At 62.1% G+C, this 25,736-nt stretch carries 24 protein-coding genes; 9 read left to right on the forward strand and 15 right to left on the reverse strand.

The window, feature by feature from the left end; all coding sequences use genetic code 11:
* Positions 1-25: 25 nt before the first annotated feature.
* The 5 genes from JQ611_RS00590 to JQ611_RS00610 form a co-directional block, all read right to left on the reverse strand.
* Positions 26-619, reverse strand: a complete 594-nt coding sequence (locus JQ611_RS00590) for a GNAT family N-acetyltransferase (protein WP_212266843.1) — start codon at positions 617-619, stop codon at positions 26-28.
* A gap of 152 nt (positions 620-771) precedes the next feature.
* The gene (locus JQ611_RS00595) at positions 772-1,698 is read right to left on the reverse strand and encodes an SMP-30/gluconolactonase/LRE family protein (RefSeq protein WP_212389831.1); all 927 of its coding nucleotides are present in this window, start codon (positions 1,696-1,698) and stop codon (positions 772-774) included.
* Between the two features lie 200 nt (positions 1,699-1,898).
* Positions 1,899-3,041: a hypothetical protein gene (locus tag JQ611_RS00600; protein WP_212464206.1), complete on the reverse strand. Its 1,143-nt coding sequence runs from the start codon at positions 3,039-3,041 to the stop codon at positions 1,899-1,901.
* A gap of 500 nt (positions 3,042-3,541) precedes the next feature.
* The gene (locus JQ611_RS00605; protein WP_212464207.1) at positions 3,542-4,378 is read right to left on the reverse strand and encodes an AraC family transcriptional regulator; all 837 of its coding nucleotides are present in this window, start codon (positions 4,376-4,378) and stop codon (positions 3,542-3,544) included.
* 133 nt (positions 4,379-4,511) lie between these two features.
* Positions 4,512-4,862 carry a hypothetical protein gene (locus tag JQ611_RS00610; RefSeq protein WP_409411243.1) on the reverse strand — a complete coding sequence of 117 codons (351 nt, stop codon included), beginning with the start codon at positions 4,860-4,862 and terminating at the stop codon, positions 4,512-4,514.
* 183 nt (positions 4,863-5,045) lie between these two features.
* On the opposite strand from JQ611_RS00610, the gene JQ611_RS00615 reads away from it, so the two are divergent.
* Positions 5,046-5,264 (forward strand): hypothetical protein, encoded by a 219-nt coding sequence (locus tag JQ611_RS00615; protein WP_212266854.1) that lies wholly within the window; start codon positions 5,046-5,048, stop codon positions 5,262-5,264.
* Positions 5,265-5,500: 236 nt separating this feature from the next.
* Here the strand turns inward: JQ611_RS00615 and JQ611_RS00620 are convergent, their stop codons facing one another.
* Positions 5,501-5,818: a hypothetical protein gene (locus JQ611_RS00620; RefSeq protein WP_212464412.1), complete on the reverse strand. Its 318-nt coding sequence runs from the start codon at positions 5,816-5,818 to the stop codon at positions 5,501-5,503.
* 90 nt (positions 5,819-5,908) lie between these two features.
* Positions 5,909-6,562 carry a glutathione S-transferase family protein gene (locus tag JQ611_RS00625; protein WP_212464209.1) on the reverse strand — a complete coding sequence of 218 codons (654 nt, stop codon included), beginning with the start codon at positions 6,560-6,562 and terminating at the stop codon, positions 5,909-5,911.
* Positions 6,563-6,755: 193 nt separating this feature from the next.
* Between JQ611_RS00625 and JQ611_RS00630 the strand changes: the two genes are divergently transcribed.
* Complete coding sequence (locus JQ611_RS00630; RefSeq protein WP_212266986.1) at positions 6,756-7,979, forward strand: polyhydroxyalkanoate depolymerase; 1,224 nt, start codon at positions 6,756-6,758, stop codon at positions 7,977-7,979.
* Between the two features lie 120 nt (positions 7,980-8,099).
* Here JQ611_RS00630 and JQ611_RS00635 read toward each other — a convergent pair whose 3' ends face one another.
* Positions 8,100-9,050, reverse strand: coding sequence for a helix-turn-helix domain-containing protein (locus JQ611_RS00635; protein WP_212464211.1), 951 nt, complete (start codon positions 9,048-9,050; stop codon positions 8,100-8,102).
* Positions 9,051-9,517: 467 nt separating this feature from the next.
* Here JQ611_RS00635 and JQ611_RS00640 point away from each other — a divergent pair, with 467 nt between their 5' ends.
* Entirely contained in the window at positions 9,518-11,095 is a 1,578-nt protein-coding gene (locus JQ611_RS00640; RefSeq protein WP_212464213.1) for a L,D-transpeptidase, read from the forward strand.
* A 239-nt stretch (positions 11,096-11,334) separates the two neighbouring features.
* On the opposite strand, the gene JQ611_RS00645 is transcribed toward JQ611_RS00640, so the two are convergent.
* Both JQ611_RS00645 and JQ611_RS00650 read right to left on the reverse strand, forming a co-directional pair.
* On the reverse strand, positions 11,335-11,493 hold the full coding sequence (locus tag JQ611_RS00645) for a hypothetical protein (RefSeq protein ID WP_192740070.1): 159 nt from the start codon (positions 11,491-11,493) through the stop codon (positions 11,335-11,337).
* A 251-nt stretch (positions 11,494-11,744) separates the two neighbouring features.
* Positions 11,745-12,122 carry a nuclear transport factor 2 family protein gene (locus tag JQ611_RS00650; RefSeq protein ID WP_212266869.1) on the reverse strand — a complete coding sequence of 126 codons (378 nt, stop codon included), beginning with the start codon at positions 12,120-12,122 and terminating at the stop codon, positions 11,745-11,747.
* A gap of 165 nt (positions 12,123-12,287) precedes the next feature.
* On the opposite strand from JQ611_RS00650, the gene JQ611_RS00655 reads away from it, so the two are divergent.
* Entirely contained in the window at positions 12,288-13,580 is a 1,293-nt protein-coding gene (locus JQ611_RS00655) for a M20/M25/M40 family metallo-hydrolase (protein WP_212266872.1), read from the forward strand.
* Positions 13,581-13,794: 214 nt separating this feature from the next.
* Here the strand turns inward: JQ611_RS00655 and JQ611_RS00660 are convergent, their stop codons facing one another.
* Complete coding sequence (locus tag JQ611_RS00660) at positions 13,795-14,532, reverse strand: cupin domain-containing protein (protein ID WP_212266874.1); 738 nt, start codon at positions 14,530-14,532, stop codon at positions 13,795-13,797.
* Between the two features lie 214 nt (positions 14,533-14,746).
* On the opposite strand from JQ611_RS00660, the gene JQ611_RS00665 reads away from it, so the two are divergent.
* Positions 14,747-15,541 (forward strand): extracellular solute-binding protein, encoded by a 795-nt coding sequence (locus JQ611_RS00665; RefSeq protein WP_212266876.1) that lies wholly within the window; start codon positions 14,747-14,749, stop codon positions 15,539-15,541.
* Positions 15,542-15,710: 169 nt separating this feature from the next.
* Here the strand turns inward: JQ611_RS00665 and JQ611_RS00670 are convergent, their stop codons facing one another.
* From JQ611_RS00670 to JQ611_RS00680, 3 genes are all read right to left on the reverse strand, one after another.
* Entirely contained in the window at positions 15,711-17,450 is a 1,740-nt protein-coding gene (locus JQ611_RS00670) for a bifunctional protein-serine/threonine kinase/phosphatase (RefSeq protein ID WP_212464215.1), read from the reverse strand.
* A gap of 76 nt (positions 17,451-17,526) precedes the next feature.
* A complete protein-coding gene (locus JQ611_RS00675; protein WP_192740075.1) occupies positions 17,527-18,339 on the reverse strand; it encodes a formate/nitrite transporter family protein in 813 nt (270 codons plus the stop codon).
* A 569-nt stretch (positions 18,340-18,908) separates the two neighbouring features.
* Positions 18,909-19,706 carry a transporter substrate-binding domain-containing protein gene (locus tag JQ611_RS00680; protein ID WP_212266880.1) on the reverse strand — a complete coding sequence of 266 codons (798 nt, stop codon included), beginning with the start codon at positions 19,704-19,706 and terminating at the stop codon, positions 18,909-18,911.
* A gap of 175 nt (positions 19,707-19,881) precedes the next feature.
* Here JQ611_RS00680 and JQ611_RS00685 point away from each other — a divergent pair, with 175 nt between their 5' ends.
* Positions 19,882-21,501, forward strand: a complete 1,620-nt coding sequence (locus JQ611_RS00685) for a GMC family oxidoreductase (RefSeq protein ID WP_212464217.1) — start codon at positions 19,882-19,884, stop codon at positions 21,499-21,501.
* A 33-nt stretch (positions 21,502-21,534) separates the two neighbouring features.
* Here JQ611_RS00685 and JQ611_RS00690 read toward each other — a convergent pair whose 3' ends face one another.
* Complete coding sequence (locus tag JQ611_RS00690; RefSeq protein WP_212266884.1) at positions 21,535-22,713, reverse strand: MFS transporter; 1,179 nt, start codon at positions 22,711-22,713, stop codon at positions 21,535-21,537.
* Between the two features lie 187 nt (positions 22,714-22,900).
* On the opposite strand from JQ611_RS00690, the gene JQ611_RS00695 reads away from it, so the two are divergent.
* The 3 genes from JQ611_RS00695 to JQ611_RS00705 all read left to right on the forward strand — a co-directional run bounded on the left by JQ611_RS00695 (position 22,901) and on the right by JQ611_RS00705 (position 25,621).
* Positions 22,901-23,080 carry a hypothetical protein gene (locus JQ611_RS00695; protein ID WP_212464219.1) on the forward strand — a complete coding sequence of 60 codons (180 nt, stop codon included), beginning with the start codon at positions 22,901-22,903 and terminating at the stop codon, positions 23,078-23,080.
* 271 nt (positions 23,081-23,351) lie between these two features.
* The gene (locus JQ611_RS00700) at positions 23,352-24,152 is read left to right on the forward strand and encodes an AraC family transcriptional regulator (RefSeq protein ID WP_249132820.1); all 801 of its coding nucleotides are present in this window, start codon (positions 23,352-23,354) and stop codon (positions 24,150-24,152) included.
* A 116-nt stretch (positions 24,153-24,268) separates the two neighbouring features.
* Positions 24,269-25,621, forward strand: a complete 1,353-nt coding sequence (locus JQ611_RS00705; protein WP_212266889.1) for a malonyl-CoA decarboxylase — start codon at positions 24,269-24,271, stop codon at positions 25,619-25,621.
* Positions 25,622-25,736 lie beyond the last annotated feature (115 nt).

Here is a 25,736-nt window from a genome sequence, read left to right on the forward strand (position 1 = left end):
CACTTTTTTCTGCCGCGGGCTAAAACTACCGCAGTCTATCGTTGAGTTGATAATTGAGATGCGCCTTCACCGTCGGCCACTCGCTGGCGATAATGCTGAAGACCACGGTATCGCGCAACGTGCCGTTCGGCGCGATCACATGGTTGCGCAGGATGCCATCCTGCTTGGCACCCAGGCGTTCGATGCCGCGGCGGCTCTGCTGGTTGAAGAAGTGGGTGCGGAACTCCACCGCAATGCAATCGAGCTGCTCAAACGCGTGCGTCAGCAACAGCAATTTGCACTGCGTATTGACGGCGCTGCGCTGCACGCGCTTGGCGTACCAGGTGGAGCCGATCTCGACGCGCCGGTTGGCGGCATCGACATTCATGTAGGTCGTCATGCCCGCGATCTTGCCATCGGCATCGAACACCGTGAACGGCAGCATCGAGCCTGATGCCTGCAAGCCGAGCCGGCGATCGATCTCCTTGGTCATGTCTTCCGGCGCCGGCACGAAGGTGTACCAGAGATTCCACAGCTCGCCGTCGCGCACCGCTTCGGTGAGGCCGTCGCGTTGATCGTGCGACAGCGGTTCGAGCCGCGCGTAGGCGCCGCGAAGGGTAACCGGTTCAAGCCAGGGCATTCAAAACTCCGAAGTCGTCGTTGCGAGGAGTGTAAGCGCAATTTCAGAGATCGTCATTCCGGGATGGCCCGAAGGACCAGACCCGGAATCTCGAGATCCCGGGTTCGATGCTTCGCATCGCCCCGGGATGACGATCGCGTTTTGCGCGATCGTCACTTATTCAAGAAATTCAGCGGCAGGCCGGGGCGCGGCCAGTCCATCGCCACCAGTTCGCCCTTGGTTGACAGCGTGATGTAGGCAGTCTTCAGGTCGGGCCCGCCGAAGGCGATATTGGTGGTCATGCGGTCGCCGGTCGGCACCTGCTCGACCAGCGTGCCGTCGGGCGCGATCACCGAGATGCAGCCCGAGATCAGCGTCGCCACGCAGACATTGCCTGAGGCTTCGACCGCAAGCGAGTCGAACATCTGATAGCCGCCGAGGCCCGTGATCGGCTTGCCGCGTTCACCGCGATAGATCGGCTCACGCGGCTTCAACATGCCGGGCGCGGAAAGTTCGTAGGCCCATAGCCGCGCGGTCGGAGTTTCGGCGATGTAGACGGTGTTTTCGTCTGGCGACAGCCCGATGCCGTTGGCCGGCAGCACACCGTGCACGATTTCGACGATCTCCTTCATGCCGGGCTTGACGTAGTAGACGCCGCCGACATCCATGTCGCGAGCCCGGCGCTTGCCGAGTTCGGAGAACCACAGGCCACCGTGCTTGTCGAAAACGAGGTCGTTGGGACCCCGCAGCGGATACTCGCCGCATTTGTCGACCACCGTCTCGACCTTGCCGTTCGAGAGGTCGACGCGCTGGATCGAGCCACCGAGATAATCATCGGGCTGCGGACCCGGCATGATCACCTTGCCCGTCGGAATCCAGCTAAAGCCGCCATTGTTGCAGAAGTACATTTTTCCGTCGGGGCCAAGCGCCGCGCCATTGGGGCCACCGGGGACTTCCGCGACCACCTCCTTGCGCCCGTCCGGCCAGATCCGTGTCAGCCGCCGGCCGCGGATTTCGACCAGCACGACCGATCCGTCCGGCATGACCACCGGGCCTTCCGGAAACTCCAGATCGGTGGCGAGAACGCGGATATTGGCCATGAAATCCTCCCGGCTTGCTTTTGGCTGCAGGCGGATTTTTGGCTCGACCCCGCACGCGCAACATTTCGTTGCGTGATGTTATGGCAAAGCAGATCACGCTTGCCAACCCGACGACCTGCGCAACAGGTATGCCGCGCTCCCCGGCCGCGCCACCAGCGAACGGATACAGTACAGCAAAAAGGCGTATGCGCCTTTTCAGTTCACTCGTACAAATATCCGACCGGCTTGCCTTCGTTACGCAGCGGACGAACGTCCTTCCGCGTAATGATTTGACCTGCCAGGCCGTCAATTTCGTCGCGCTGCGTCGGCGTCCAGCTGCGAAGATTTTCCATGCCTTTCAGCAAGCCCAGTCGGAGGATCTGGGTATTTTCGCTTAAGCCCACCAGATCGATCGTGTTCTTGCCCGCCGTGACCGTATCGCCGGTCGCAAGTTCAAAATTCTCCCCCGCGCTATTCGTGAATTGGGCTGTGCCGCGAATGACGCGATAGATGACAACCTCACCTTTCCCAAGAAAGGCGGTTTCCGCTGCTGCGGAGGTGCTCTTCGGCAACAGCGACTGGCCACGCGGGTCGGTCGCGATGATATGTCCAGTTGTAAGGCGACCGCTCGGAATCTCGATCCCGATATCGCGCACGTAAACAGGCCCGGCGGATTTGATCGGCGAGCCTGCCGGCAGCGGCTTGTAGAGTGCTTCCAGTTCCAGCGGATCCTGCAGCCAGAAACGGGCATCGGCAGGACGGTCATGCAGCGGATGGCTCCAGGCTACGCGCGGCGTTTCCTCTTCGTTGATGTGATCATGATCCACCACCGTCGGGTTGGGGAAGGTCGTGGGATCGGTGATGAAGGCTTCAAGAAATTTGCCGGAATAGCCCATCGACATCGGATCCGGCACCACCGTCTGCGGCGTTTTCAGGTTTTCTTCGGTGGACAATCCCGACCACGTGTAAAAGAGCTGGCGATGCACGATCGCGCTCTGCAGCATCACCGCACCGGGACCGACGTAATAAAATCGGCCATCGTAATCGAAGGTGAACACGCCAGACGTGACCAGCACGAGTTGGTAACCGCCGGGTGGAAGGTGAAGATGGAAATCGGTGGGGCCCGTATCGGAGCGGTAGATCGGCAGATTTGTCGAAACTTCGTGGAGGAGGAAGGTTTCGTTGTTCGCATGGAAACCTTCGTTCGCGCGATTATAGAGGGCTTGCGGGCGATAGGTCGGCTCGTGCAAGGCATCCCGATCGCGATCGATAGCCACGAAGTTCGTTTTATTCAGGCGGAGGGCATCGCCGTCCGGACGAGTAAGGCCAGGCCATTTGAGATCAACCGCGGCATGTATATTCAAGGCGTCCTCCAATCCCTGAACTTCAGCGCGACCCAGCCCTGTTCAAATTTGCCTGTTCAAATGCGCTGCTCAGCTTTGGCAGAGCGCTTGGAGTCGCCGGTCGACGCTGACGGGCTCATGCTGCAATGCGAATTCCGGGCCAGTTCGAGCACGGAGCATCGCGCCGATTCCCAAGGCATTTTTTGGGACCGGGCGATTGAAAAAAATTCAAGGCGTACAGGACGTTAGAGAGCCCGCCGCTTGACGCTGCCTTGCCCCTCATCGCCAACTTCGCAACTCCAGGGAGAATTGGCGAGAGTTGCCTTGCGTAAATTGTCAGCAAGCCTTGCCAGGAAACGCGCAGCTGGATGCCGCGAGACTGATCTGCCGCCACGCGCTGCTTTGGTCATGCGGTCTACTCATCCCGGAGAGAGCTCATGCCCGGCGCGTCGGCTCCGCGCTCCGGCGCTCGCCCCGAAGGTGATGGATTTCGCTTCCGCCAACTCATTCCACGAGCCGTCCTACTCCCTCACCGGTATCCATATCTCGAGCCCGCCATTGCCGGTCGCGGGATCGAACGTCTCGTCATAGCGCTCGAAGTTCGGCGCGTCGGCGGCCTTCATGCCGGACGCCGGCAGCCAGTGATTCCAGATCGTGTTGACGGTACGGCGGATGGTCGAGATGTGCTCGGCGTGGGTAAACACGGCGTATTTCTGTTCGGGAATCCGCACCCGCTGGAATTCGCGCGGCAGGTCGGAGAAATCGGTCACTTCGACGGCGGCGACATAGTCGAAATTGCCGGCATCGTCGGCGTTGCAGCAGACGCCGTAGGCGACCTTGCCGATCCGGCTGGGGACGTTGCCGATGGTCTGATGGAAGCGCTGCCACAGGCTTGGGATGAACGCGCCTTCGTTTTCGTGGGTGCAGCGTTCGCCGATGCCGGCAACGAGCAAGGCCTTGCCGGTCTCGAAACGCGGGGGCTTGAGATGATCGAGCGCGGTTGAAATCATGACGATGGGCTCCTGAAGCTTGAGGCCATCAAGGCACGTTCCTGATCGAACCATCTCGGGCGTGATGCCGAAATGGTCGCGGAACGCGCGGGTGAAGGCTTCGTGAGAGCTGTAATCCGCATCCAGCGCGAGGCTGAGAATGTCAGGCGCGCCGGCCGCAAGCGCACGCGCCGCGTTAGAGAGACGACGCGCACGTACATAGCGCATGACCGAATATCCGGTCGCGGCGGCAAACGCCCGCACCAGATGGAAGCGCGAGACGCCGGCGACCGCCGATATCTCGTCGAGGGTCAACGGTGCGGCGAGATGGCTTTCGATATACCAGAGCGCCTTCTGGGCCGGATTCATCGGCGACAGCTTTCATTCGAAACGGCCGCAACCATAAACGCTTACCGCGCGCCGCATTTGACCGGCGTTGCTCTCGCAGCCGCAATTGCGCAGCTGATTACCGAGGCCGAGCATTATCCCGCAACGGCGGCAATTATTTCGCCGCAGGCGTCGCATCCTTGGCCGCCGGCGCGTCGGCTTTCTTTTTCAATTCCTCCGCCGTCTTCTTCTGCAGATCGTCCACGAACTTCTGCAGCGCGATCACCGTTCCCTTCAGCGCCTCGATCTGCCGGTTGGCGGCGTCAAGCTTCTGCTGATTGTCCTGCGTGATCTTGTTGATGGTCTTTTGCAGGAAGTCGACATTGCTCTGCAGGCAAGAGGTGCGCCGCTCCATGGTTTTTTCGACCGTGCAGATTTCGATGCCGGGAACATCCTGCGCGTAGCTTGCGCAAGGCATCAGCAGCGCTGCAACGGCGACAGCGGTTCTTGCAATCCGGGTAATCATCCAACCCTCACTCAAACTTCATTCGGTCAATCACATTGATTTGCTCGTATCAGGCCGCTGGCTGCAGCGATACCACACTGATACCGCATTCAGGCGGTGAGCTTCCCCTTTATTGGTGTGGATGGACTATCGCCGGGGAACCCAAACGTAAGGTTTGCACGCCCGGCAGTGGAGATTGAACATATGGCAACGCGCGAGAAGCGGCTGGCACAGTTCGATGGCAACGGGGAACCGCCGCCGGACCGGCCGGTGGAGGTGCTGTGCGAGGATCACAGCGGCACGTATCAATTGCCATTCGCCTGCCGTTGGATTGAAGGTCAATGGCGCAATGAGCGGACCGGCGGCGCGGTCGAGGCGACCGTGGTCGGCTGGCGGCTGCCACGGGTGAGCAGTCAGGTTTGACGGGCATTTTCCGGGGCTAAAGCCTTTTCCGTTCCGATGGAATCGGAACGGGGCTCTAGATTCTTGCTTTAACGCGTTTTCTTCACGCGAACCGGTGTCCACTTCGCTGGAAAACGCTCTGGGCGGCTGCAGGCCAGCCGGACGCGCGGCGCATTGTTCCAGAATGCGACGATATCGCGCGTCATCCGGAGCGGTCTTTAAGTTTCGGAACGCGGACAGAACGAATCGCGCCCGAATCACTGCTTGGCGGCTGTACTCCCCTGTTCACGGCTAGATATCGGCTGGAACGTCAGGCGGCGCACCACATGCAGCACCGCCACGATTGGCCGCAACCACCGGCCGACGACAAAGGTTAATTCCTCGGGGGATGACATCGCGGTCACTTCCAAGGTGTCGGCGGCGAAATGCCGAGGTCGCGATAGAGGAAGTAGTTGCGCGCGATTGCGGTGTGATTCATCGAAGCCTCCACGGTTCTTCGCGAGATCGCGACCACGCAAGGCGTCCCAGATTTTCGGCAGCGCCGCATCGTCGCGTTCACAGCTGCATGCTGCCATGCGAAATCCGCGCCAATCGCGTTGCACTGCAGCGATTACGACGGTCACCGCTGAAAGCCCGTCAAACGGGCACAGCGCCGGGTGCACTGCCTAATATTCGACCTCGAGCTCCTCGATGTCGGCGGGCTCGGCCTTGGCGGCTTCGATCCACTCGACCATCTCGGGCATCGCCATGATGGTTTTTGCGTAGGCTGCAAGCTTCGGGTCGAGCTTGACGTCATAGGTCATGAAGCGGGTCACGACCGGCGCGTACATCGCGTCCGCCATGGTGCGCTCGCCGAACAGGAACGGCCCGCCGGATTGGGCCAGGCACTCGCGCCAGATGGTGCAGACCCGGTCGATATCGGACTGTGCGCGCGACCAGATCTTGAAGTTCGGGAAATGGCCCTTGAGATTGACCGGCAGTGAGGCCCGCAGCGTGGTGAAGCCGGAATGGATTTCACCACAGATCGATCGGCAGTGCGCCCGCAGCACGCGGTCCGCCGGCAACAGGCCGGCGTCCGGCATCACCTCGTTGAGGTATTCGCCGATCGCCAGCGTGTCCCAGACGGTGGCGCCCTCGTGCCGCAGGCACGGCACCAGGATCGATGACGACAGCAGCAGGATTTCGGCCCGCGCCGACGCATCGTCGGGTGCGGTCACGACCTCTTCGAAGGGGAGCCCTGAGAACTTCGCGAGCAGCCAGCCGCGCAGCGACCAGGACGAATAGTTCTTGCTGCTGATGGTTAGTGTCGTATTCGCCATAGGGCCTTCCCTCACGCCTGAACGTCTACCGCAAGGCTAAGTGGACGGCCGCGCCAGCGCGGCGCCGCCGATAGCTTACGCCGGTCACGTGCGCCGGTCACGTTCCGCAGCAAGCCACGTGCCAGTTTTTCGGGCGGTTCGCTCTGCTTTGGCTTCGATATTGCATGGCATCATCGGGCAAGGGCGGATGCGTATGATGTCATTGATGTACCAAGCTTATCAGAACCATATGGACCTCACGGCGCCGTGGCGGACCGGGGCCGGAGCGGCGCTGAAATATCTCAACCTCGTGCCGCAAGGCGTGTCCGACAAGGCGTTCGGGCGGCTGGCGGCGGCGCTCGAACTGATCTCGCGCACCTCGCTGACCTACACCCGCCCGGCCTACGGCATCGACAAGGTCATGGTCGGCAATCAGGAATTGGAGGTGACCGAGGAAGTCACCTTTGCCACGCCGTTCGGATCGCTGCTGCGGTTCAAGAAGGAGCATGCGCCGGAGCAACCCAAACTGCTTTTGGTGGCGCCGATGTCCGGCCATTTCGCGACGCTGCTGCGCGGCACCGTGAAGACCTTGCTGCAGGACCACGACGTCTACATCACCGACTGGCATAATCCGCGCGAGATCCCGCTCAATGCCGGCCGCTTCGGCCTCGAGGATTATACCGACCACCTCATCACCTTCCTCGACAAGATGGGCCCGCGCTCGCACATGGTGGCGATCTGCCAGCCCTCGGTTTCGGCGCTGGCGGCGGCGGCCGTGATGTCGGAGCAAAATCACCCCGCGCGGCCTGCGACGCTGACGCTGATGGCGGGGCCGATCGACACCCGCATCCAGCCGACCAAGGTCAATGATTTCGCCAAGAGCAAACCGATCAAATGGTTCGAGGAGAATTTGATCAACTACGTGCCCGTTCAATGCAAGGGCGCGTTCCGCCAGGTCTATCCGGGCTTCGTGCAGCTCACGGCGTTCGTCTCGATGAACCTCGAGCGTCACATCAAGCAACACATCGATCTTGCCCAGCATCTGGCCAAGGGCGAGAAGGAGAAGGCGGAAGTCATCAAGACTTTCTACGACGAATATTTCGCCGTGATGGACCTGCCGGCGGAATTTTACATCGAGACCGTACGCGACGTGTTTCAGGAGCATCTGCTGCCGCTGGGCAAGCTGATGCATCGTGGCAAGCCGGTGAACCCGGCCGCGATCAAGCGCATGGGCCTGATGACGGTCGAAGGCGAAAAGGACGACATCTGTTCGATCGGCCAGACACTGGCCGCCCAAGACCTCTGCACCGGCGTGCGCGCCTATCGCCGCGTCCATCACATGCAGGCCGGCGTCGGCCATTACGGCGTGTTCTCCGGAAAACGCTGGAACAACGAGATCTATCCGCTGTTGCGGGATTTTGTTCATGTGAATTCGTGAGGCGGGACGCTTTCGCTTCGCGTCGTCGCAGGGACGACGTGAGGTGGGATTCTGATTCTCAAACGGCGTGAGGGCGCGCGTCGGCATTTTCGCGGCGCGATGCGCCCGAAGTTTTCAAAATCATCCGCCCTCAAGATCGGAGAGCGCAGGGCTTTCCGCCGCACCTTGTGCTTCGCGGCGCCACGCGGCCGGGCTGACGCCGACCAGGGCCGAAAATACCCGCGTAAAGTGGCTTTGATTGGCAAACCCGGCGGATATTGCGATCTCCGCAAGCGAGAGGCCACGGACGGTCATCAATTGCTTGGCGGTGTCAACGCGCTGGCGAAGGAGCCACTGGTGTGGCGGCAGGCCGACGGACGCCCGAAACGCTCGAGAAAAATGGCTGACCGACAGGCCCAATTCAGCCGCGATCTCCTGCAGCGTGAATTTGCCACTGAGATCAGACTGGAGTCTTTCGCAGGCACGCTTCATCTGCCACGGAGCAAGGCCACGATACACGGGCTCGGCGTTGCGAAGCCCGCCATACGCCCGAGCGACATGCGCTGTGAGCGCCAGCATCATGTGATCGACGAAAAGCTGGTTCGCTTCGGATGGCCGGCGCAATCCCTGCAGGAGCGCTGCGCCGATGTGATGCACGGCGGCGTCGTCAAAGCCGTTGCCGAACTGGCAGTCGAGCTGGCCGACACGCCGCGCGCCGAACCGCTCCGCGACGCCGTTGAGCGCCAAAGCCGGAACATAGAAATGAACGGAGTGGAACGGCTTTTCGATCACAAAGCGCGGATCGCACTTCATGTCGTACAGATATGTCGTGCCTGCCCGGATATTGGGCTTGGCCACGCACTTGCCATGCTCCCAGTATTCGCAGTCGGGATAATCGCGAAGTTTCAAGCTAACGAGATAGGCATCCTCAGGTGCGATGGCGCCGCAAAGGCCCGGCACGGGATTGTCATCCCGCGTTTCGGTGGCTGTGACCTCGACACCGCGCATAGACCGCGTGATCAGCGATGACGGTGTATCCTGAAGGTGCAGCAGGTCCTTGAACGCCTGACCGTGAAAACCGCTCTGTGTCATATGCGTCTACCCATGGGTAACGCGGGATCAGCATCATTGCCGCGCCGTCCCGCATTATCGTAGATCAGCGAGGGGCCGTCCAGCGCGGCCGATGACAGGACCGTTTACGCTGCGATTTCAAGGTATCGTGGATTCCACGGTCCGCTTCGAGTCAATTTCGGAACCTGGACTCCATGACGGGATCCTTATCCACCTCGGGACCGGACGTGGTCAGGCCGAATTTCCGGCGAGAGACTGTTGATGATCCGCCCGTCCGGGTTGTTTTGTCGCACCGATGTATCCAGATCGTTACAATCCGAGCCGCGGGCCGCTCTTTCTCCTGCGCAGGCTGTCGTATAAAAGTGAATCGCCCCCGGAACTGGCCGAATTCGCGGCGTGGATAGTGGTGGCGATTGGTTGATCCAAAATTCATGAATCTGACATCTGATCGACGCACGCGCGGACAGACATTTGAACCGGGGCAAGGAATGGTAATTCGATTGGCGACGGCGCGATACTCCGTGGCGATGCGGCGTCGGGGTGTTCCTGCCCGGGGTGTTCCTGCCATTGTGACATTCGCGGCGGTGGCCGCACTGACGGCCTTGACGGGACTGGCCGCCGACGCCGCGCCGAAACAAGCGCGCCCGAAGCCCGCCACCGAGGCGACGGCGCCGCGCGATGCCGGCGAGCCGCTCATGGCGATCGTGTCGATCAAGAGCCAGCAGGTCACTTTCTACGACGCCGACGGCTGGATTCTGCGCGCGCCGGTGTCGACCGGCACCAAGGGACGCGAGACGCCCGCCGGCATCTTCGCCATCCTCGAGAAGAACAGGGAACACCGCTCGAACATGTATGACGATGCCGAGATGCCGAACATGCAGCGCATCACCTGGAACGGCATCGCGCTTCATGGTGGGCCGCTGCCCGGCTATGCGGCCTCGCACGGCTGCGTGCGGATGCCGTTCGGCTTTGCCGACAAGATGTTCGACAAGACGCGGATCGGGATGCGGGTGATCATCTCACCCAACGACGCCGAGCCAATGGAATTCTCCCATCCGGCGCTTTTCTCGCCGAACCGCGAAGCCATCGCGGCCGCGCCGGCCAAGGCCGAAGCGCTGCCCCGCGAGGCGGCCGAGGCTGCCAAGGCAGCCGACGAGGCGAAGAAAGCCATCGCGACGGCGACGCGCGAGACCGCGTCGCTGACGGCGTCGCTGCGCAAGCTGCAGAGCCTGAAGACCCGCGCCGACGGCGAGCTTGCCTCCGCCGAGAAGGCGGTCGCCGCCGCCAAGACCGACGAGGTCAAGGCGCGGGCCGAGGACCTCAAGCAAAAGGCCGCCGCCAAGGCCGCGGACCTGGGGACCCAGCTCGACACCGCCAAGGCCGACTCGAAATCGAAGCTCGACGCCGCCGCCGCGGCCAAGGAAGCGGCCAAGACGGCCCAGACCAGGAAGGCCGACACCGCCAAGGCGGCGAGCGAGGCCAAGCTCGCGCTCGAGCCGGTCTCGATCTACATCAGCCGCGCGACGCAAAAGCTGTACGTGCGCCGCCCGACGCATAAGCCGGCGCCTGACGGCGGCGGCATTGTGTTCGATGCGACCATCGAGGTTCCGGTCACGATCCGCAATTCCGACAGGCCGATCGGTACGCATGTCTTCACGGCGGTGGCGCAAACCGGTTCGGGCCTGCGCTGGACCGCGGTCACCATCGACGGCGCCGACGACGCCAAGGCCGCGCTCGACCGCATCACCATCCCGCAGGAGGTGCTCGATCGCATCGCGCCGACCGCCATACCGCGATCCTCGATCATCATCTCGGACGAGCCGCTGAGCGTCGAGACCAACTATCGCACCGAGTTCGTCGCGGTGCTGAGCACGCAGCCGCAAGGCGGCTTCATCACGCGCAAGCCGACGCCCTCGGTCGATGTCTACGCTTCGAGCGACCCCGTCCAGGGCGACGGCTTCAACCCGTTTTTCCAGCGCAGCTGGGAACCCCAGCCGCCCCAACCCGCCAATACGCGCCGGCGCGGCGGCCAACAGTACTGGCAGCCGGGCACGAACTGGTGGTAGGGCAAGGCACGCTGGGCGCAGGGACGCTCAGGTTCATTCGCGTCGATTTAATCTGCCTCTCGATGTCCGATCAGCGGAGCGGCTCAACCCGCCCCGCGAGGGCCTCGGTCTCAGCAAGTAGCCTTAAACGACGCGCCAAACGGGATCACGTCACCGCGAAAACCCGGATGTCGCGGAGCCTGTCATCGGGCGCGCATTTGCACGACCCGTTTGGCTCATCCGGGATACGCTCGCTGAGTTCAGTCGGCGTCCGTAATTCTTCCCTTGCCGGCACAGGCCTCGCACTTCGCCGGATAGATCTTGCGAGTTGCCAGCACGGGCTGCTTCACCGCAGGGAATCCCGTTCCATTGCAGGCAGCGCAGGTGTGCTCTTTGATCTTTTGCATCATGGCGTTCATTTGAACCCCTTCCACGCCGCCATGTTTGGCAGCCCTCGTACAGTATGTATGGCAATGAGACGCGGCCAGCGATTTTCGCCCGTGTGACTGCGGAGACCCCAGGCACGCGCATGGGGGCGCGCAGGTGTGAGCGCCTCAGCAAGTAGCCCGTACAAGCGAAGTGCCATACGGGATGATGTCACAGCGAAAACCCTGAAATCGTGGAGCCTGTCATCGGGCGCGCATTCGCGCGACCCGTTGGCTCAGCCGCGCTAGACTCGCTCAACAAGATGCGCACGCGAGGCTGCAGGGTCAAAACGATCGGCGAAATATTGCGTTTCGTGGGCCACCAGTCCTTCGCGGAACTCCATGATGCTCACGGCGTAAGATGGTATGCCGTCATAGGTAAGCACGAATTCAGTGATCCAGAGATCGCTGCTGCCGATCATTCGCCGCACCGCAAAATGTTTCTTGTTTGGCTGGACGGTTCGGCTCTCCTGAATGTTGCGCCGGCCCCGGATCCGCTCGCCCGACTGCGGATAATCAAGCACAGCATCCTCGCGGTAGATTTCATGTTCGGCCTCGAAATCGCTCGCGTCCGAAGCATCCCAATGGCGCTCCAGCCTCGCCCGCACGGTTCGATCATCCATCGCAATCTCCCGCTTGCGCTTCCGGCTATTATTTTCCGAAACCCTCGCATTCATTTAGCTGTAAACTCCAGAACACCTCGCTCGAATGTTTGAAGCAAGGACCGTAGGGTGGCTCTACCCATCCCACGAACTATCAATATCGTCAGATCATTCGAAAGGCTCGCCATGTCGCGTCCCGCCCGGTTCCCTCTGCGTTTCCCGCTGGCCTGTATCGCCGCCTGCACCCTGGCCTTGTCGCCCCTGCCCGCACGGGCCGCCCCGGTGGCCAGCATTCACGAGCTGGCGCAGCAGGAAAAGGCCCCGCTGCTCGACACGCTGCGCGACCTCGTCAACATCGAGTCCGGCAGCAAGGATTCCGAGGGCCTGGCGCAGCTGGCGGCGTTGATCGCCGAACGCCTGACCAGGCTCGGCGGCAAGGTCGAGATCATCGAGCCGACCGAAATCTACCGGATGGACGACACGCCGCCGAAGCCGGGTTCCATGGTGCATGCGGAGTTCAAGGGGACGGGAACCAGGAAGATCATGCTGATTGCCCACATGGACACCGTCTACCTGAAAGGCATGCTGAAGGACCAACCCTTCCGCATCGACGGCGACCGCGCCTATGGCCTCGCCGTCGGCGACGACAAGCAGGGCATCGCGCTGATCCTGCACGCGGTGGCGATGCTGCAAAAACTGAAGTTTACGGATTACGGCATGCTCACCGTGCTGATCAACGGCGATGAGGAGATCAGCTCACCGGGCTCGCGCAGCACCATCACCCGCATGGCGGGCGAGCACGATGCGGTGTTCTCCTATGAGGGCGGCGGAATGGATGGCAATTTGCGCCTGGCCACCAGCGGCATCGGCGCGGCATACCTGACGGTGGACGGCAAGGCCTCGCACGCCGGTGCGGCGCCGGAAAAGGGCGTCAACGCGCTATACGAGCTGTCGCACCAGATGCTGCAATTGAGCGACCTGTCGCGGCGCGAACAGGGCCTGTCCCTGAACTGGACGGTCTCGCAGTCCGGCACCAATCGCAACGTGATCCCGGCGCAGGCCACCGCGCAAGGCGACGCAAGGGCGCTGAAAGTGTCCGATTTCGCCGAGCTGGAGGCCACGCTGCAGCAACGCATCAAGACCCAGCGGATCCCCGATGCCAAGGTGCAGCTCCGGTTCGAGATGCGCCGCCCGCCGCTGGAAGCCACGCCCGCCTCGCGCCGCCTGGCCGCCCACGGCACCGCCATCTACGAGGAACTCGGGTTGCCCTTGAAGGTGATCGACGTCGCCTCCGGCGGCGGCACCGACGCCGCCTTCGCCGCGCTGAAGACCAAGGCTCCCGTCATCGAGGGCTTTGGTCTCAGCGGCTTTGGCGCCCATTCCAACGACGCCGAATACGTCAAGCTGGAGACCATCGTGCCGCGGCTTTATCTGTCGGCGCGCATGATCATGGATGTGTCGCAGGACAAGGTGAAATGAGACGGTTCAGCGGTGGCTGCGCCGCTGGAATCGGCCTCGTTGTCACGAGTTCCAAAAATAAAAAGGCCGCTGAGTGATGTCAGCGGCCTCGCTAAAATTTTTAAGTATGAAATCCTGCTTGGCAACTTGATAGCGCAGAACCGTTCTATTGTGGATTCCGGGCAAATACGGTGTCCTGATCTGCGAAGGCTATCGCGTCCTAACGGCGCAAGTCCTAACCGCGCTTGCCGCCGATCGAGATGAAGGCCATCAGACAGGGCTCCGGCAACGGGTTGCGCCAGCGATGGCGGGTGCCGTTCTGCACGATGCAATCGCCCTGGCGCAGATGGACCTTCTGGCCGTCGTCCAGTTCGAGCGTCATCTCGCCGCGGACCACGACGCCGTAATCGATGGTATCGGACGTGTGCATGCCCGGCGCGCTGCGGTCGAAAACGTCACCCATGCCGGGGAGCTTGTCGGACAATTCCTTCAGCCCGCTTTCGAACGTGACGCCGGCCGGCGGCTTGTAGCCTTCGGGCCGCCTCGGCGGATACGAGATCAGGCGGAACATCGTGCCGCCCGGGCCGGGAAACCCTATTGTGCCCTTGAGCATCGGGTCCGGCTCCCGGCCGGTGAGCTGCGGCACACCTTCGGTCATGTATAGCTCGTAGAATGTCAGCCCCGGATTGCTATCGATCTCCACGACCTTGGACGTGACGTCAAAGGACTTGAACACCGACTTGCCGGCCTCATCGCGGCCGGTCAGCGCCCGCTTGGGCGGTGGCAGGTCGCTGGAATCCTTGGCTTCGGCAGGTTGCGAGATCACGGCCAGCGCGCCGCTGCCGGCGATCGCGGAAAGCGCCTGCAGCAACTGGCGCCGATCTCCGCCTGCAAATTCTTCGGACGGGGGCGTCCTCTCGCTTACGGATTTGTCCTTGTTTCGTGTCCACCAGCGCCACGAGAGCCTGCTCATCTGTGTCCTCCGCCTGTTTTGGTTTTCGTAGTCGTCAGTACTATTTGTGCCGAAGCAAGCAGGCCCGTGGAACTAGACCTTAGGTGTAACATGCAACCAGTGAGGGTGTCGCATGCAGGTGGCGAGGGCTTCATTTGGGATAGCCGCTCGGCCTTATGCGCAGTAACATCGTCACAAGGACGTCCGCTCAAGAAGCGCCCCGGGAGGAATAACCATGCGGCTGAATTCAACTGTTTTCCGCGCACTCGCACTCGGCTTCGTTGCCGCCTTCGCGTTTTCAGGCTCAGCCTCCGCCGCCGAGGTCCGCGTCATGATCTCCGGCGGATTGTCCGCCGCCTATAAGGCGCTGGTCCCTGAGTTCGAGCGTGCCACCGGCCACAAGGTGCTGACCGCCTACGGTCCGTCGATGGGCACGACGGCGAATGCTATCCCGGTGCGGCTGGAGCGCGGCGAGGCCGCCGACGTCCTGATCATGGTCGGCTATGCGATCGACGATCTCGCCAGGCAGGGCAAGGCGATTGCGGAAAGCAAGATCGACCTGGTCAAATCGCCGATCGGGGTTGCGGTGAAGGCAGGCGCCCCGAAGCCGGACATCAGCAACGCGGACGCGGTCAAGCGCGCGCTGCTGGCCGCGAAGACCATCGCCTATTCCGACAGCGCCAGCGGCGTCTATGTCTCGACCGAGATGTTCGACAAGCTCGGCATCAAGGACGCCATGAAGGACAAGGCGCGAAAAATTCCCGCGACCCCGGTCGGCGAAATCGTCGCGCACGGCAACGCCGAGATCGGCTTCCAGCAGATCAGCGAGCTGCGGCCGGTCGAAGGCATCGACATCGTCGGTCCCCTGCCCGACGAACTACAGAAGATCACGGTGTTCTCCGCCGCGATCGCCAGCGTCTCCAAGGAGCCCGACGCCGCCAAGGCGCTGATCAAATTCCTCGCCTCGCCCGCGGCGCGGCCGGAGATCGTCAAGAGCGGGATGGACCCGATCGTGGGGGCGACGAATTAGGTGATGCTAGCGCTCCCTCTCCCGCTTGCGGGGAGGGTTGGGGGGAGTTGCCGCGAGTCGCACTCTTCGTGGGGAGAGAGTCTTCACCCGCCGCGCTCTTCGAGCGCAGCGACCTAAGAGCGAGCTTCGCTCGTCTCGACCCCGCAAGCGGGAGAGGTGAAGTCCCGCGTCACCGGTGCATGCCGTGCTGCATCGCCAGCAGCACGATGATCGCCAGCGCCAGCACGACCGTGGTGCTCTTCCAGAACAGCAGCGGGTTGCGCTCGATCAGCGGTGTTGACGAATTGCTGAGATAATTGGCGTTGGGATGACGCAAATCATGCAGGAATTCCGACAGGCTGTCGTATCGCTTGTAAGGATTCGGATGCACCGCGCGCTCCAGCGTGCCGTCGACCCATACCGGCACTTCGCGGTCGCGGTGCGAGGCCGGGCTGTAGATCAGCCTGCTGAACTGCGAGCGGGTTCGGGCTTTCGCCGCTGCGGCGCCATAGGGCAGCTTTCCCGTCAGCATGTGATAGGTGATGACCCCGAGCGAGAACAGGTCGGAGCGCGACGAGACCGGCTCGCCCAGAAGATATTCCGGCGCGGTGTATTGCGCGGTGCCGAGGATGTCGTTGCGGTTGCCGGATGGAGCGGCCTCGATGACGCCGGTGATCTTGGTCGAGCCGAAATCGATGATCTTCACCGTTCCGGTCTTGTCGATCATGATGTTGTCGGGCCGCAGGTCCTGATGCAGCATCTCCTTGCGGTGGAACGCGCGCAGGCCCTTGGCGATCTGCTCGACGATGCCGCGCACCGTTTCCAGCGTCGGCCGGGGATTGTCGATCATCCATTGCGTCAGCGTCTGGCCGTCGATGTATTCGGTCGCGACATAGAGGAAGTTGCGCTTGCGTGACGGCAAACACGGCTTCAGCACATGCGGGCTGTCGATCCGCCGCGCCACCCATTCTTCCATCATGAACCGCTTCAGATATTCAGGATCGTCGCGCAGGTCGATCGACGGAATCTTGAGAGTGACGACGTCCTCGCTCTCGATGTCGACCGCAAGGTAAATGTGGCTGCGGCTGCTGCCGTGCAATTCCCTGACGATGCGGTATCCATCGAAAACCTGCCGCGCTTCCAATAGCGGCGGCAGCGGCAGTTCTCTCGGCTGCCCGAACACCTCGCTGGCGGCGCTTTCGGGCAGCTCATCGACGCGCACGATCTGAATGGTGAGATTGTCCTTGCTGCCGAGTTCAAAGGCGAGTTCGGCTACGGCTTTTGCCGCCTGGTCGAGATCGGCGGCGTTATCCCGGACCGTTCTGGCGATATGGCGATCGCTGACCTGTTCGTAGATGCCGTCGGTCACCAGCACGAAGGTGTCGCCCTTCTCGACCCGGGACATCAGATAGTCGATTTCGATCTGCGGATTCACCCCGAGCGCGCGGCCGAGATAGGACTGTTCCGACGAAATGATGACGCGATGGTCGTTGGTCAGCTGCTCCAGCGAGTTGCCGGACATGCGATAGATCCGGCTGTCGCCGACGTGAAACAGATGCGCCGTGGTCGACTTGAGGACGATGGCGCTCAGCGTGCAGACGTAGCCGCGGTCCCGGTCGTAGGAATACTGGCTTCTTCGCGTTTGCGAGTGCAGCCAGGAATTGGTCGCTTCCAGCACGCGCTGGGCAGAAGTTCGCACCGACCAGGATTCCGAGGTGCAGTAATAGTCGGTCAGAAAACCCTTGACGGCGGACTCGGCTGCGATCCGGCTGACATTGCTGCTCGAGATGCCGTCCGCCAGCACGATGGCGATGCCCTTGAGGCTCAATAGCGGCTCGGCCGGAATCAGGACGCCGTGAAAATCCTGATTGGTCTCCTTGCGACCTTTGTCAGAATATTGCCCGACCGATATTTTCAGTTCACGCGGCATCTGTCCCGTCAAAGGAAATGGGGGTCTCAACCCTTGGAATAATCCCTGGAGTTGAGACCCCGAATGGCCGATGCGGTCAACCCACGGCGCGCTTCGGCGCCGTCTTGACGTGGGTGGCGTACAGCGTCAGGCCGGTGAAGGCGAGGCCGCCGACGAGGTTGCCTACCACGGTCGGAATCTCGTTCCAGATCAGGTAATCCCAGACGGTGAAGTGGCCGCCCATCAAGAGGCCCGACGGGAACAGGAACATGTTCACGATCGAATGCTCGAAGGTCATGTAGAAGAACAGCATGATCGGCATCCACATCGCGATCACCTTGCCACTGACCGTCGTCGAGATCATCGCGCCGACGACACCGGCCGAAACCATCCAGTTGCAGAGCATGCCGCGGATGAACAGCGTCAGCATGCCGGACGCGCCGTGCGAGGCGTAACCGACGGTGCGGCTTTCGCCGATGGTGCCGATCACCTGACCGACCTTGTCCGGCGGCGTCGAGAAGCCGAAGGTGAAGACGATCGACATCATCACGGCGACCGTGAACGCGCCGCCGAAATTGCCGACGAACACCAGGCCCCAGTTGCGCAGCACACCGGCCAGCGTCACGCCCGGACGCTTGTCGATCAGCGCCAGCGGACACAGCACGAACACGCCGGTCAGGAGGTCGAAGCCGAACAGATAGAGCATGCAGAAGCCGACCGGAAACAGCGCCGCACCGACGATCGGTACGCCGGTCTGCACGTTGATGCTGACCGCAAAGGCGGCCGCGAGCGCGAGGATCGCGCCGGCCATATAGGCGCGGATGATGGTGTCGCGCGTCGACATGAAGATCTTGGATTCTCCGGCATCGACCATCTTGGTCACGAATTCCGAAGGCACGAGATAAGCCATTGCAGTTCCCCCTGTTTCGCAAAAATCTAACCAGCGCCGGCATCCATATGGCCCGCGCCGATGTGAGGTGTGGCGAGCCGTCCTCGCGCGCGCGTACCGCAACCAACACCATCAGCAGAAGCAAAACGCTTCTGCTCGGCGCCGCGGGTCACACGCTCACGCTTGATCTGAGACAGAGATGTTTGTGGAGTGGTCCCGATGACTGCTCCAGGCGCCTCATGGAGGTCGCCTGATCCCTGCGCCTTGGCCAACACTGGCTTTGGCAATCCGTAGGACGGCAGTCGTCATTGACTGAGATTTAATTAAGCAATCGATGTGCCAACACGGGGCGGGCGCCGAAGTGGCAAAAACCCCGTGATTTTACAGGATTAATCGCCCCGGATCGCATCCAGGCGCATCGATCTCATGCCTTGTATTTGTGCAGTTGCACAGATGTAGCGCAGGGTTCGACTCCTCACGCTAACATCGCAAACCACGGAGACACCCCCACCCCAACCCTCCCCCGCAAGTGCGGGAGAGAAAGCCCAGCTCCATCGTGGAAGCAGTGTGCGGTCTAACGCTCTAACCGCTCACTTCGTCTGGGTCCGGATCGGCGAGTCCTTCAGGCCGTTATTGTCATAGGCCTTGCGCAGCGTGCCGTTCGAGATCGACTCGGTCAGGAACTTGACCGCAAACGCGTGCGACAACGGATGATTGAGCGGCACCGCGACCGCGGTCACCGTCTGCTTGAAGGTTTCGTCGAGCACGCGCGTGCCCGGAATTTTTTTGGCCATGGCATTGAGCGTTTCGCGCGACAGCGCGAAGGCATCGATCTCGCCCTTCGCAAGCAGGCCGGCGATTTCGTCAAAGGTCTGGTAGCCGGTGATCTTGGCATTCTTCAGATGCACGATCGCGCCGCGCATGGTCGTGGTGTTGTTGACGGCGGCGATCTTGACGCCGGGTTGATCGAGGGTCGCGAAATCAGTCACCGTCGAGCCGGGCTTGACGATGTAGGTGGCGTCCGCGACCTCATAGATCGGCCCGAACGACATCTTTCCCTCGCGTTCCGGATCCTTCGGCAGGAAGGTGACGTCCCAGGTGCCCTTCGACGCGGCGTCAACGATCTGGCCGGAATTCTGGTGCACGACATATTCGACGGCAACGCCGAGCTGCGCCGCCATCGCCTTGCCGAGATCGACCGGGACGCCAGCATAGCCGGATTCGGTTTTGGTCGACCAGAACGCGCCGCCCGCCGGGCTGATCGCAATCGCCACCCGCAGCTTGCCGGTCGGCGCGATTTCATCTTTCAGGGCATCGGCATTTGCCGGCATGGCTATCATCATGGCTCCAAGGACGAGGCCGGCAAGTCGCGGCAATTGATGGGACATAGCTTTCCTCCACGCCGGGTCTTCGCCCGGTCAATTCTGGAAAGTTTGCTTTTAGCTCAGCGAAGATCGGGCGTACAGCGATCCGCCATGCACGCCGCATATGACGCAAAGCCCTATCCAGACCATCTGCAGGCCACTATCGTCTGCCGCAAACGCAGATCGGGAGCGAAACGTCTTGACGGGTAAATCCGGTTTTGATGCGGAGTTCGATGTCGTCGTGGTAGGAGGCGGCTCCGCCGGCTGCGTGCTGTCGGCACGACTGACGGAAAATCCAAAAGTGTCGCTTTGCGTCATCGAGGCCGGCGGACGCGATCGCAATCCCTGGATTCACATTCCGATGGGTTTCGGCAAACTGGTCCCGAACCCGAAGATGAACTGGGGTTACGAAACCGAACCCGAACCGGGTCTGGGCGGCCGAACCGTGATCTGGCCGCGCGGCAAGGTTTTGGGCGGCTCCGGCTCCATCAACGGCCTCGTCTTCCTGCGCGGCGCCCCCAGCGACTACGACGAATGGCAGCGCCTAGGCGCGCGTGGCTGGGGCTACAATGACGTGCTGCCCTATTTCAAGCGAATGGAGCACAGCGTTGACGGCGCCAATGCATGGCGCGGCGCCGGCGGTCCGATGACGGTGTCGAACATCAAACGCCCTTCGACGGCGGCGAAGGCATTCGTCGAGGCCTGCGAGCGCCTGCAATATCAGCGCAACCCTGATTTCAACGGCGAGCGTATTGACGGCGTCGGCTTCGCGCCGCTCAACGTCCACAATGGCTGGCGCCGCTCGACGGCGGTCGGATATCTCAAGCCGAACCTCAGCCGCAAAAATCTCGAACTGATGACGAAGACCCGCGTCCGCCGCATCCTGTTCGACGGAAACCGCGCCATCGGCGTCGAGGTCGAACGCGACGGCCAGATCCAGCGCATCGGCGCGCGGCGCGAGCTCATCGTCTCAAGCGGCGCGATCAATTCTCCGGTGCTGTTGCTCGCCTCCGGCATTGGCCCGGCCGCAGAACTGGCAAAGCTCGGCATCGACGTGAAATGCGACCTGCACGGCGTCGGCAAGAATCTGCAGGACCATTATCAGTCGAACTTCACATTCAAGACCAACGCGACCGATACCTTGAATGAAGCCGTGATGAGCCCGGCCAAGTCGGTCAAGCTCGCGCTCGAATGGCTGCTCAGGGGATCCGGACAACTCTCGGTCGGCGCGACCGAAGCGACGCTGTTTGCGAAATCGGACCCTTCCGAACCGGTGCCTGACATCCAGTATCAGTGCCTCAATTTTTCGACTGACGGGTTCAAGAACGGCCTGCATCGGTGGCCGGGCTTTACCTTCATCTTCAGCGTCTGCCGGCCGAAGAGCCGCGGTGAAATTACGCTGCGCGACGCGGAGGGCCGCACGCCGCCGCATATCCGCGCCAACTATATGACCGACCCTGATGATATGCGCATCATGCTGGCGGGCTTTCGCATTGCCCGGCAAATCGTCGCGACTGAGCCTTTCCGATCGCTGGTGGTCGAACAGATCAGGCCCGGTCCCGAGGTCACCAGCGACGAACACGCCGCCGATTATATCAGGAACATCGGCTCGACCGTCTATCATCCCTGCGGCACCTGCCGGATGGGCGAGGATGACGGGGCCGTCGTCGATAGCCAGCTCCGCGTTCGCGGCATCGACGGTCTGCGGGTTGTCGATGCGTCCGTCATGCCGGCGATGCCCTCGCCGAACATTCACCCGGCGACGATCATGGTCGCAGAGAAGAGCTCCGATATCATCGCCAGCGCGCTGACGAACTGACGCTGGCGAGCTGACGCGAAAACTCGACTGCGATCAATTCGTCTGCGCCGCCGGCACCTTGATTTCCTGCGGCAGGATGATGGCGGCGACGATCACCAGGAGGCACAGCGCGCCAAACGCCTGCAGCATGGTGACAAAGCCGCCCTTCTCGTACAGCCACGCCACCAGCCCGACGGAAGCGCCCGCGGCCGTGAAGCCGATGAAGTAGCGCACGGAGTAAGCGCGCGAGCGCCATTCATCGGTGGTGTACTTGCCTACCATGGCGTCGTTCACCGTGACCTGGCCGAACGCGCCCATCACGATGCCGATCGAGGCGATGATCAGCGGCAGGTTCGACAGCGTCGCCGCGAAATACAGGAATGGCGCCAGCAGAAACGACAGCGGCAGCATCACGGTCTTCAGTGAGTAGTGATCGATGAGCTTGCCGATGGTGTACTGCGTCATCGCGCCGAACACATAGACGCCGGCGGCGATGACGCCGAGCAGCGCCGGGCTATTGGTCAAGTCGGCCAGCCGCTCCGCAAACAGCTTTGGCAGCGCCACGGTGACGGCGTTGAAAGTGGTCGAGATCGCGATCACGACGATCAGCAGCGCCAGGATCACCCGCCACATGTCCTCTTTGGCGATGCGCGCCTGGGCTGCCGCCTGCCTGGAGCCGGTTCGATCCTCATGCACGACCAGCATGGCGAAGGCCACGCCGATCAGCATGGTGACGACCCCCGGCACGATGAAGGCCCAGCGCCAGCCGAGATATTGCCCGATCACGCCGGTGACCAGCGCCGACGACGCCACGCCGAGATTGCCCCAGACGCCGTTCAGCCCCATCTCGCGGCCGAGCTTGTCGGCATAGGACACGATCATGGCGGTGCCGACGGGGTGATAGATCGAGGCGAACAGGCCGATCGAGAGCAGCACCGCGCCGAGCTCCAGCGGTGTCCGCACGAAGCCGACCGCGATCATCGAGGCGCCGATGCCGGCAAAGAAGATCACCATCATGTGGCGGCGGCTCCAGCGGTCGCCGAGCCAGCCGGTGATCAGCGATCCCGCGCCGAAGGCGACGAAGCCGGGGGTGGCGTAAGGCAATAGCTCCGAATAGGCCATGCCGAATGCCGGCCCCATGATGATGACGGCGGCGGCGAAGATCAGCATCGCGTAATGGTCGATGAAATGGGCGGCGTTGACGAAGCTGATTACCCGGCTGGGGCTGTTCATGGTCTGGTCCTTGGTGTCTTCGGTGCCGGCCTGTTTCGGCCGCTAGTGGCCTAGTTTGAATTTAGCAGTGGCCTGTTTTGCCTTTTTGAGTGATCCGGATCACGGATCGAGCCGTCGGATTGAACCAAATTGCCTCTCATCCGATCGGGGCATTGATGCTCCCTAGGACAAACTGGAGGAACACGCTGTGGAACGAACCATCGAATTGAATGAGCCGACCGAGGCACTGACCGACGAGGCGCTTTCCCTCGTACAGGGCGGCGGCATCGGTAGCTTCCTCACGCAATTGGGCCAGGACATCAAAGATATGCTGTCCAACCGCGGCGGCCGCGGCGGCGGTTCCGGCATGGCCGCTAGCGTTAGTTGATCGCTACGGAACACACCCAAGTCAACCGCCCCAAAAGAAACGGCCTCAGCGCCGAGGGTTAGCGCGCTAAGGCCGATTTTTGATATGTCCGATGTCCTCCGGACACCCACCTCAACGCCGGTCATTGCCAATTGTCCCCAATATTGGCCTGTTCTGCTTTCGCGAGTGGCCTATTTCGCCAGGACCCGCGTCTTCTTGGCGGGTCCGTTCGGCCGAATCCCGCAATCTCCTGAAATAGGTTATAGGGGGTTGTCCTGACGGGATGTCGCCAATGAATATCGCCGAAAAGCCAATCGCCGCCATTATCGGGCGCCGCATCTCGACCGGCGACGGCGTCCACTTGATCGCCAACAACTACAAAAAGGGCTTCCGGATCGACACCCACATGCACCGCGAGGCGCAGCTGGTTTACGCCGCCCGGGGCACCATGCAGGTCACCACCCCGAAGGGCCGCTGGCTGGTGCCGCCCGACCGCGCGGTCTGGGTGCCGGCGCGGCTTGCGCATGCCATCGACGTGCTCGCCGACATCGAAATGCGCACCCTGTATTTCGACCTCGACTGGCTGGCCCGCGAGGAGCGCAGCCAGAGCCTCAGGTCAGAATTCGTGGTGCGGGTGTCGCCGCTGTTGCATCAGGCAATTCTGGCGCTGTTCGACGAGCACACCACGGCCGAGCGCACCGGCCTGCTGGTCAAACTCGCAATGCTGGAGCTGCACCAGGCGGAAGATTCCGCGACCTTCATTCCGCTGCCGCACGAGCCGCGCTGCCGGCGCGCCGCCGACATCGTGCTGTCGGATCCGACCGGCGCCCACGAGATCGAAACGCTGGCGCGCGAGGTCGGCACCTCGGCACGGACGCTGTCGCGGCTGTTTTCGGCCGAGACGCAACTCAGCTTCAAGAGCTGGTGCCAGCGCGCCCGTGTCGCGGCCGCGATCGAAAAACTCTCCACCGACGCCAACGTCTCGGTCAAGCAGCTGGCTTCCGACCTCGGCTATGCCAGCGTACCGGCGTTTTCGCACGCCTTCCGGCAGGTCACCGGCAAGACGCCGACCGAATTTGCGGAAAAGGCGTGAATTATACCTTCGTCGAAGCCTGACATATTTCCGTACGAACCATGCGCTTGAATAAGATCGGCCGCGCCCTAGATTCGATATAAGGTTCGGCATCACCTCCGGAATCGACTTCGCCCATGGCCAACGCCTTCTTCTCCGACCTGCTTTCGACGATTTCCGAACGCGGCCGTACGCTGCTTCGGCGCGGCGGATCTTCGGATACCAAGGAAGACGCCTCCGAACTGCTTGAACTGTGCGAGGCGCTGCTGTCGGGCCGCGGCGAGGCTACGGGCACCGCGATGGCCCGTGAAGTGCTCGATCGCTACCATGACCTCGACACAGCCGGCCGGCTTTCGTTCTTTGCCGCCCTCGCCCGCGACTACGGTCCCGATCGCGAACGGCTTTCGCGGGCGATCGAGAGCTGGCGCGCGCAGCCGAGCGACGCCGACGCCAGCGATCTTCATTTTGCTTCCGAGCCGCGGCGCCAGGAACTGGTGCGCCGGCTCAACCGCGCGCCGGGCGGCACCAGTGATCTGGTGGCGATGCGCGCCGATCTGCTTTCGCTCATGAAGGGCAACAAGGATCTGGCAGCGCTGGACCGCGACGTGGTGCATTTGCTGTCTTCTTGGTTCAACAGGGGATTTCTGGTGCTGCGCAGGATTGACTGGTCGACGCCAGCGAACATTCTGGAACAGATCATCCGTTATGAAGCAGTGCATGAAATCCACGACTGGAACGATCTGCGCCGCCGCATCGACCCGGTCGACCGCCGCTGCTACGCCTTCTTCCATCCGCAGCTGACCGACGAGCCGCTGATCTTCGTCGAGGTCGCGCTGACCGAAACGATCCCGACCGCGATTGCGCCGCTGCTCGCCGCCGAACGCCAGCCGGTGGCGATCGAGCGTGCCCGTACCGCCGTGTTCTATTCGATCTCGAACACCCAGAAGGGACTGGGCGGCATCTCGTTCGGCAGCTTCCTGATCAAACAGGTGGTCGAGGAATTGCGGCGCGAATTGCCGAAGCTAGACACCTTCGTGACGCTGTCGCCGGTGCCGGGCTTCATGCAGTGGCTGAAGGAAGCCGACGACGTTCCCTTGTCCGACGAGGAACGAACGCTGCTGGAAAAGCTCAACCAGCCCGGCTGGTTCGAGAACGCGGAGACCACCACGCAACTGCGCGCGGTGATCGAGCCGTTGGCCGCGCATTATTTTCTCAAGGCCCGCACCTCAAAAGGCCGGCTGATCGATTCGGTGGCGCGCTTCCATATCGGCAACGGCGCGCGGCTGGAGCGGATCGACTGGCTCGGCGACCTCTCGCCGAAGGGCGTTCGCGAGTCCGCCGGCATCATGGTCAATTACCTCTACCGGCTCGACGACATCGAAAAGAACCACGAAGCCTACGCCAACCAGGGCGAGATCGCCGCCTCCAGCGCGGTGAAGAAGCTGCTCAAGACCGAAGGCCGGCGCTTGCTGGACATGCGGCTGTCGTAGACCGGCGAGCCATCACACTTCCGTCATTGCGAGCGAAGCGACTTGTCCGCCGTAGCTCGACGAGCGAAGGCGGAAGCAATCCATCGCCGCCACAAAGCAAGAATGAATTGCTTCG

The sequence above is a fragment of the Bradyrhizobium sp. AUGA SZCCT0182 genome, from assembly GCF_018130185.1.
Lineage (GTDB): Bacteria > Pseudomonadota > Alphaproteobacteria > Rhizobiales > Xanthobacteraceae > Bradyrhizobium.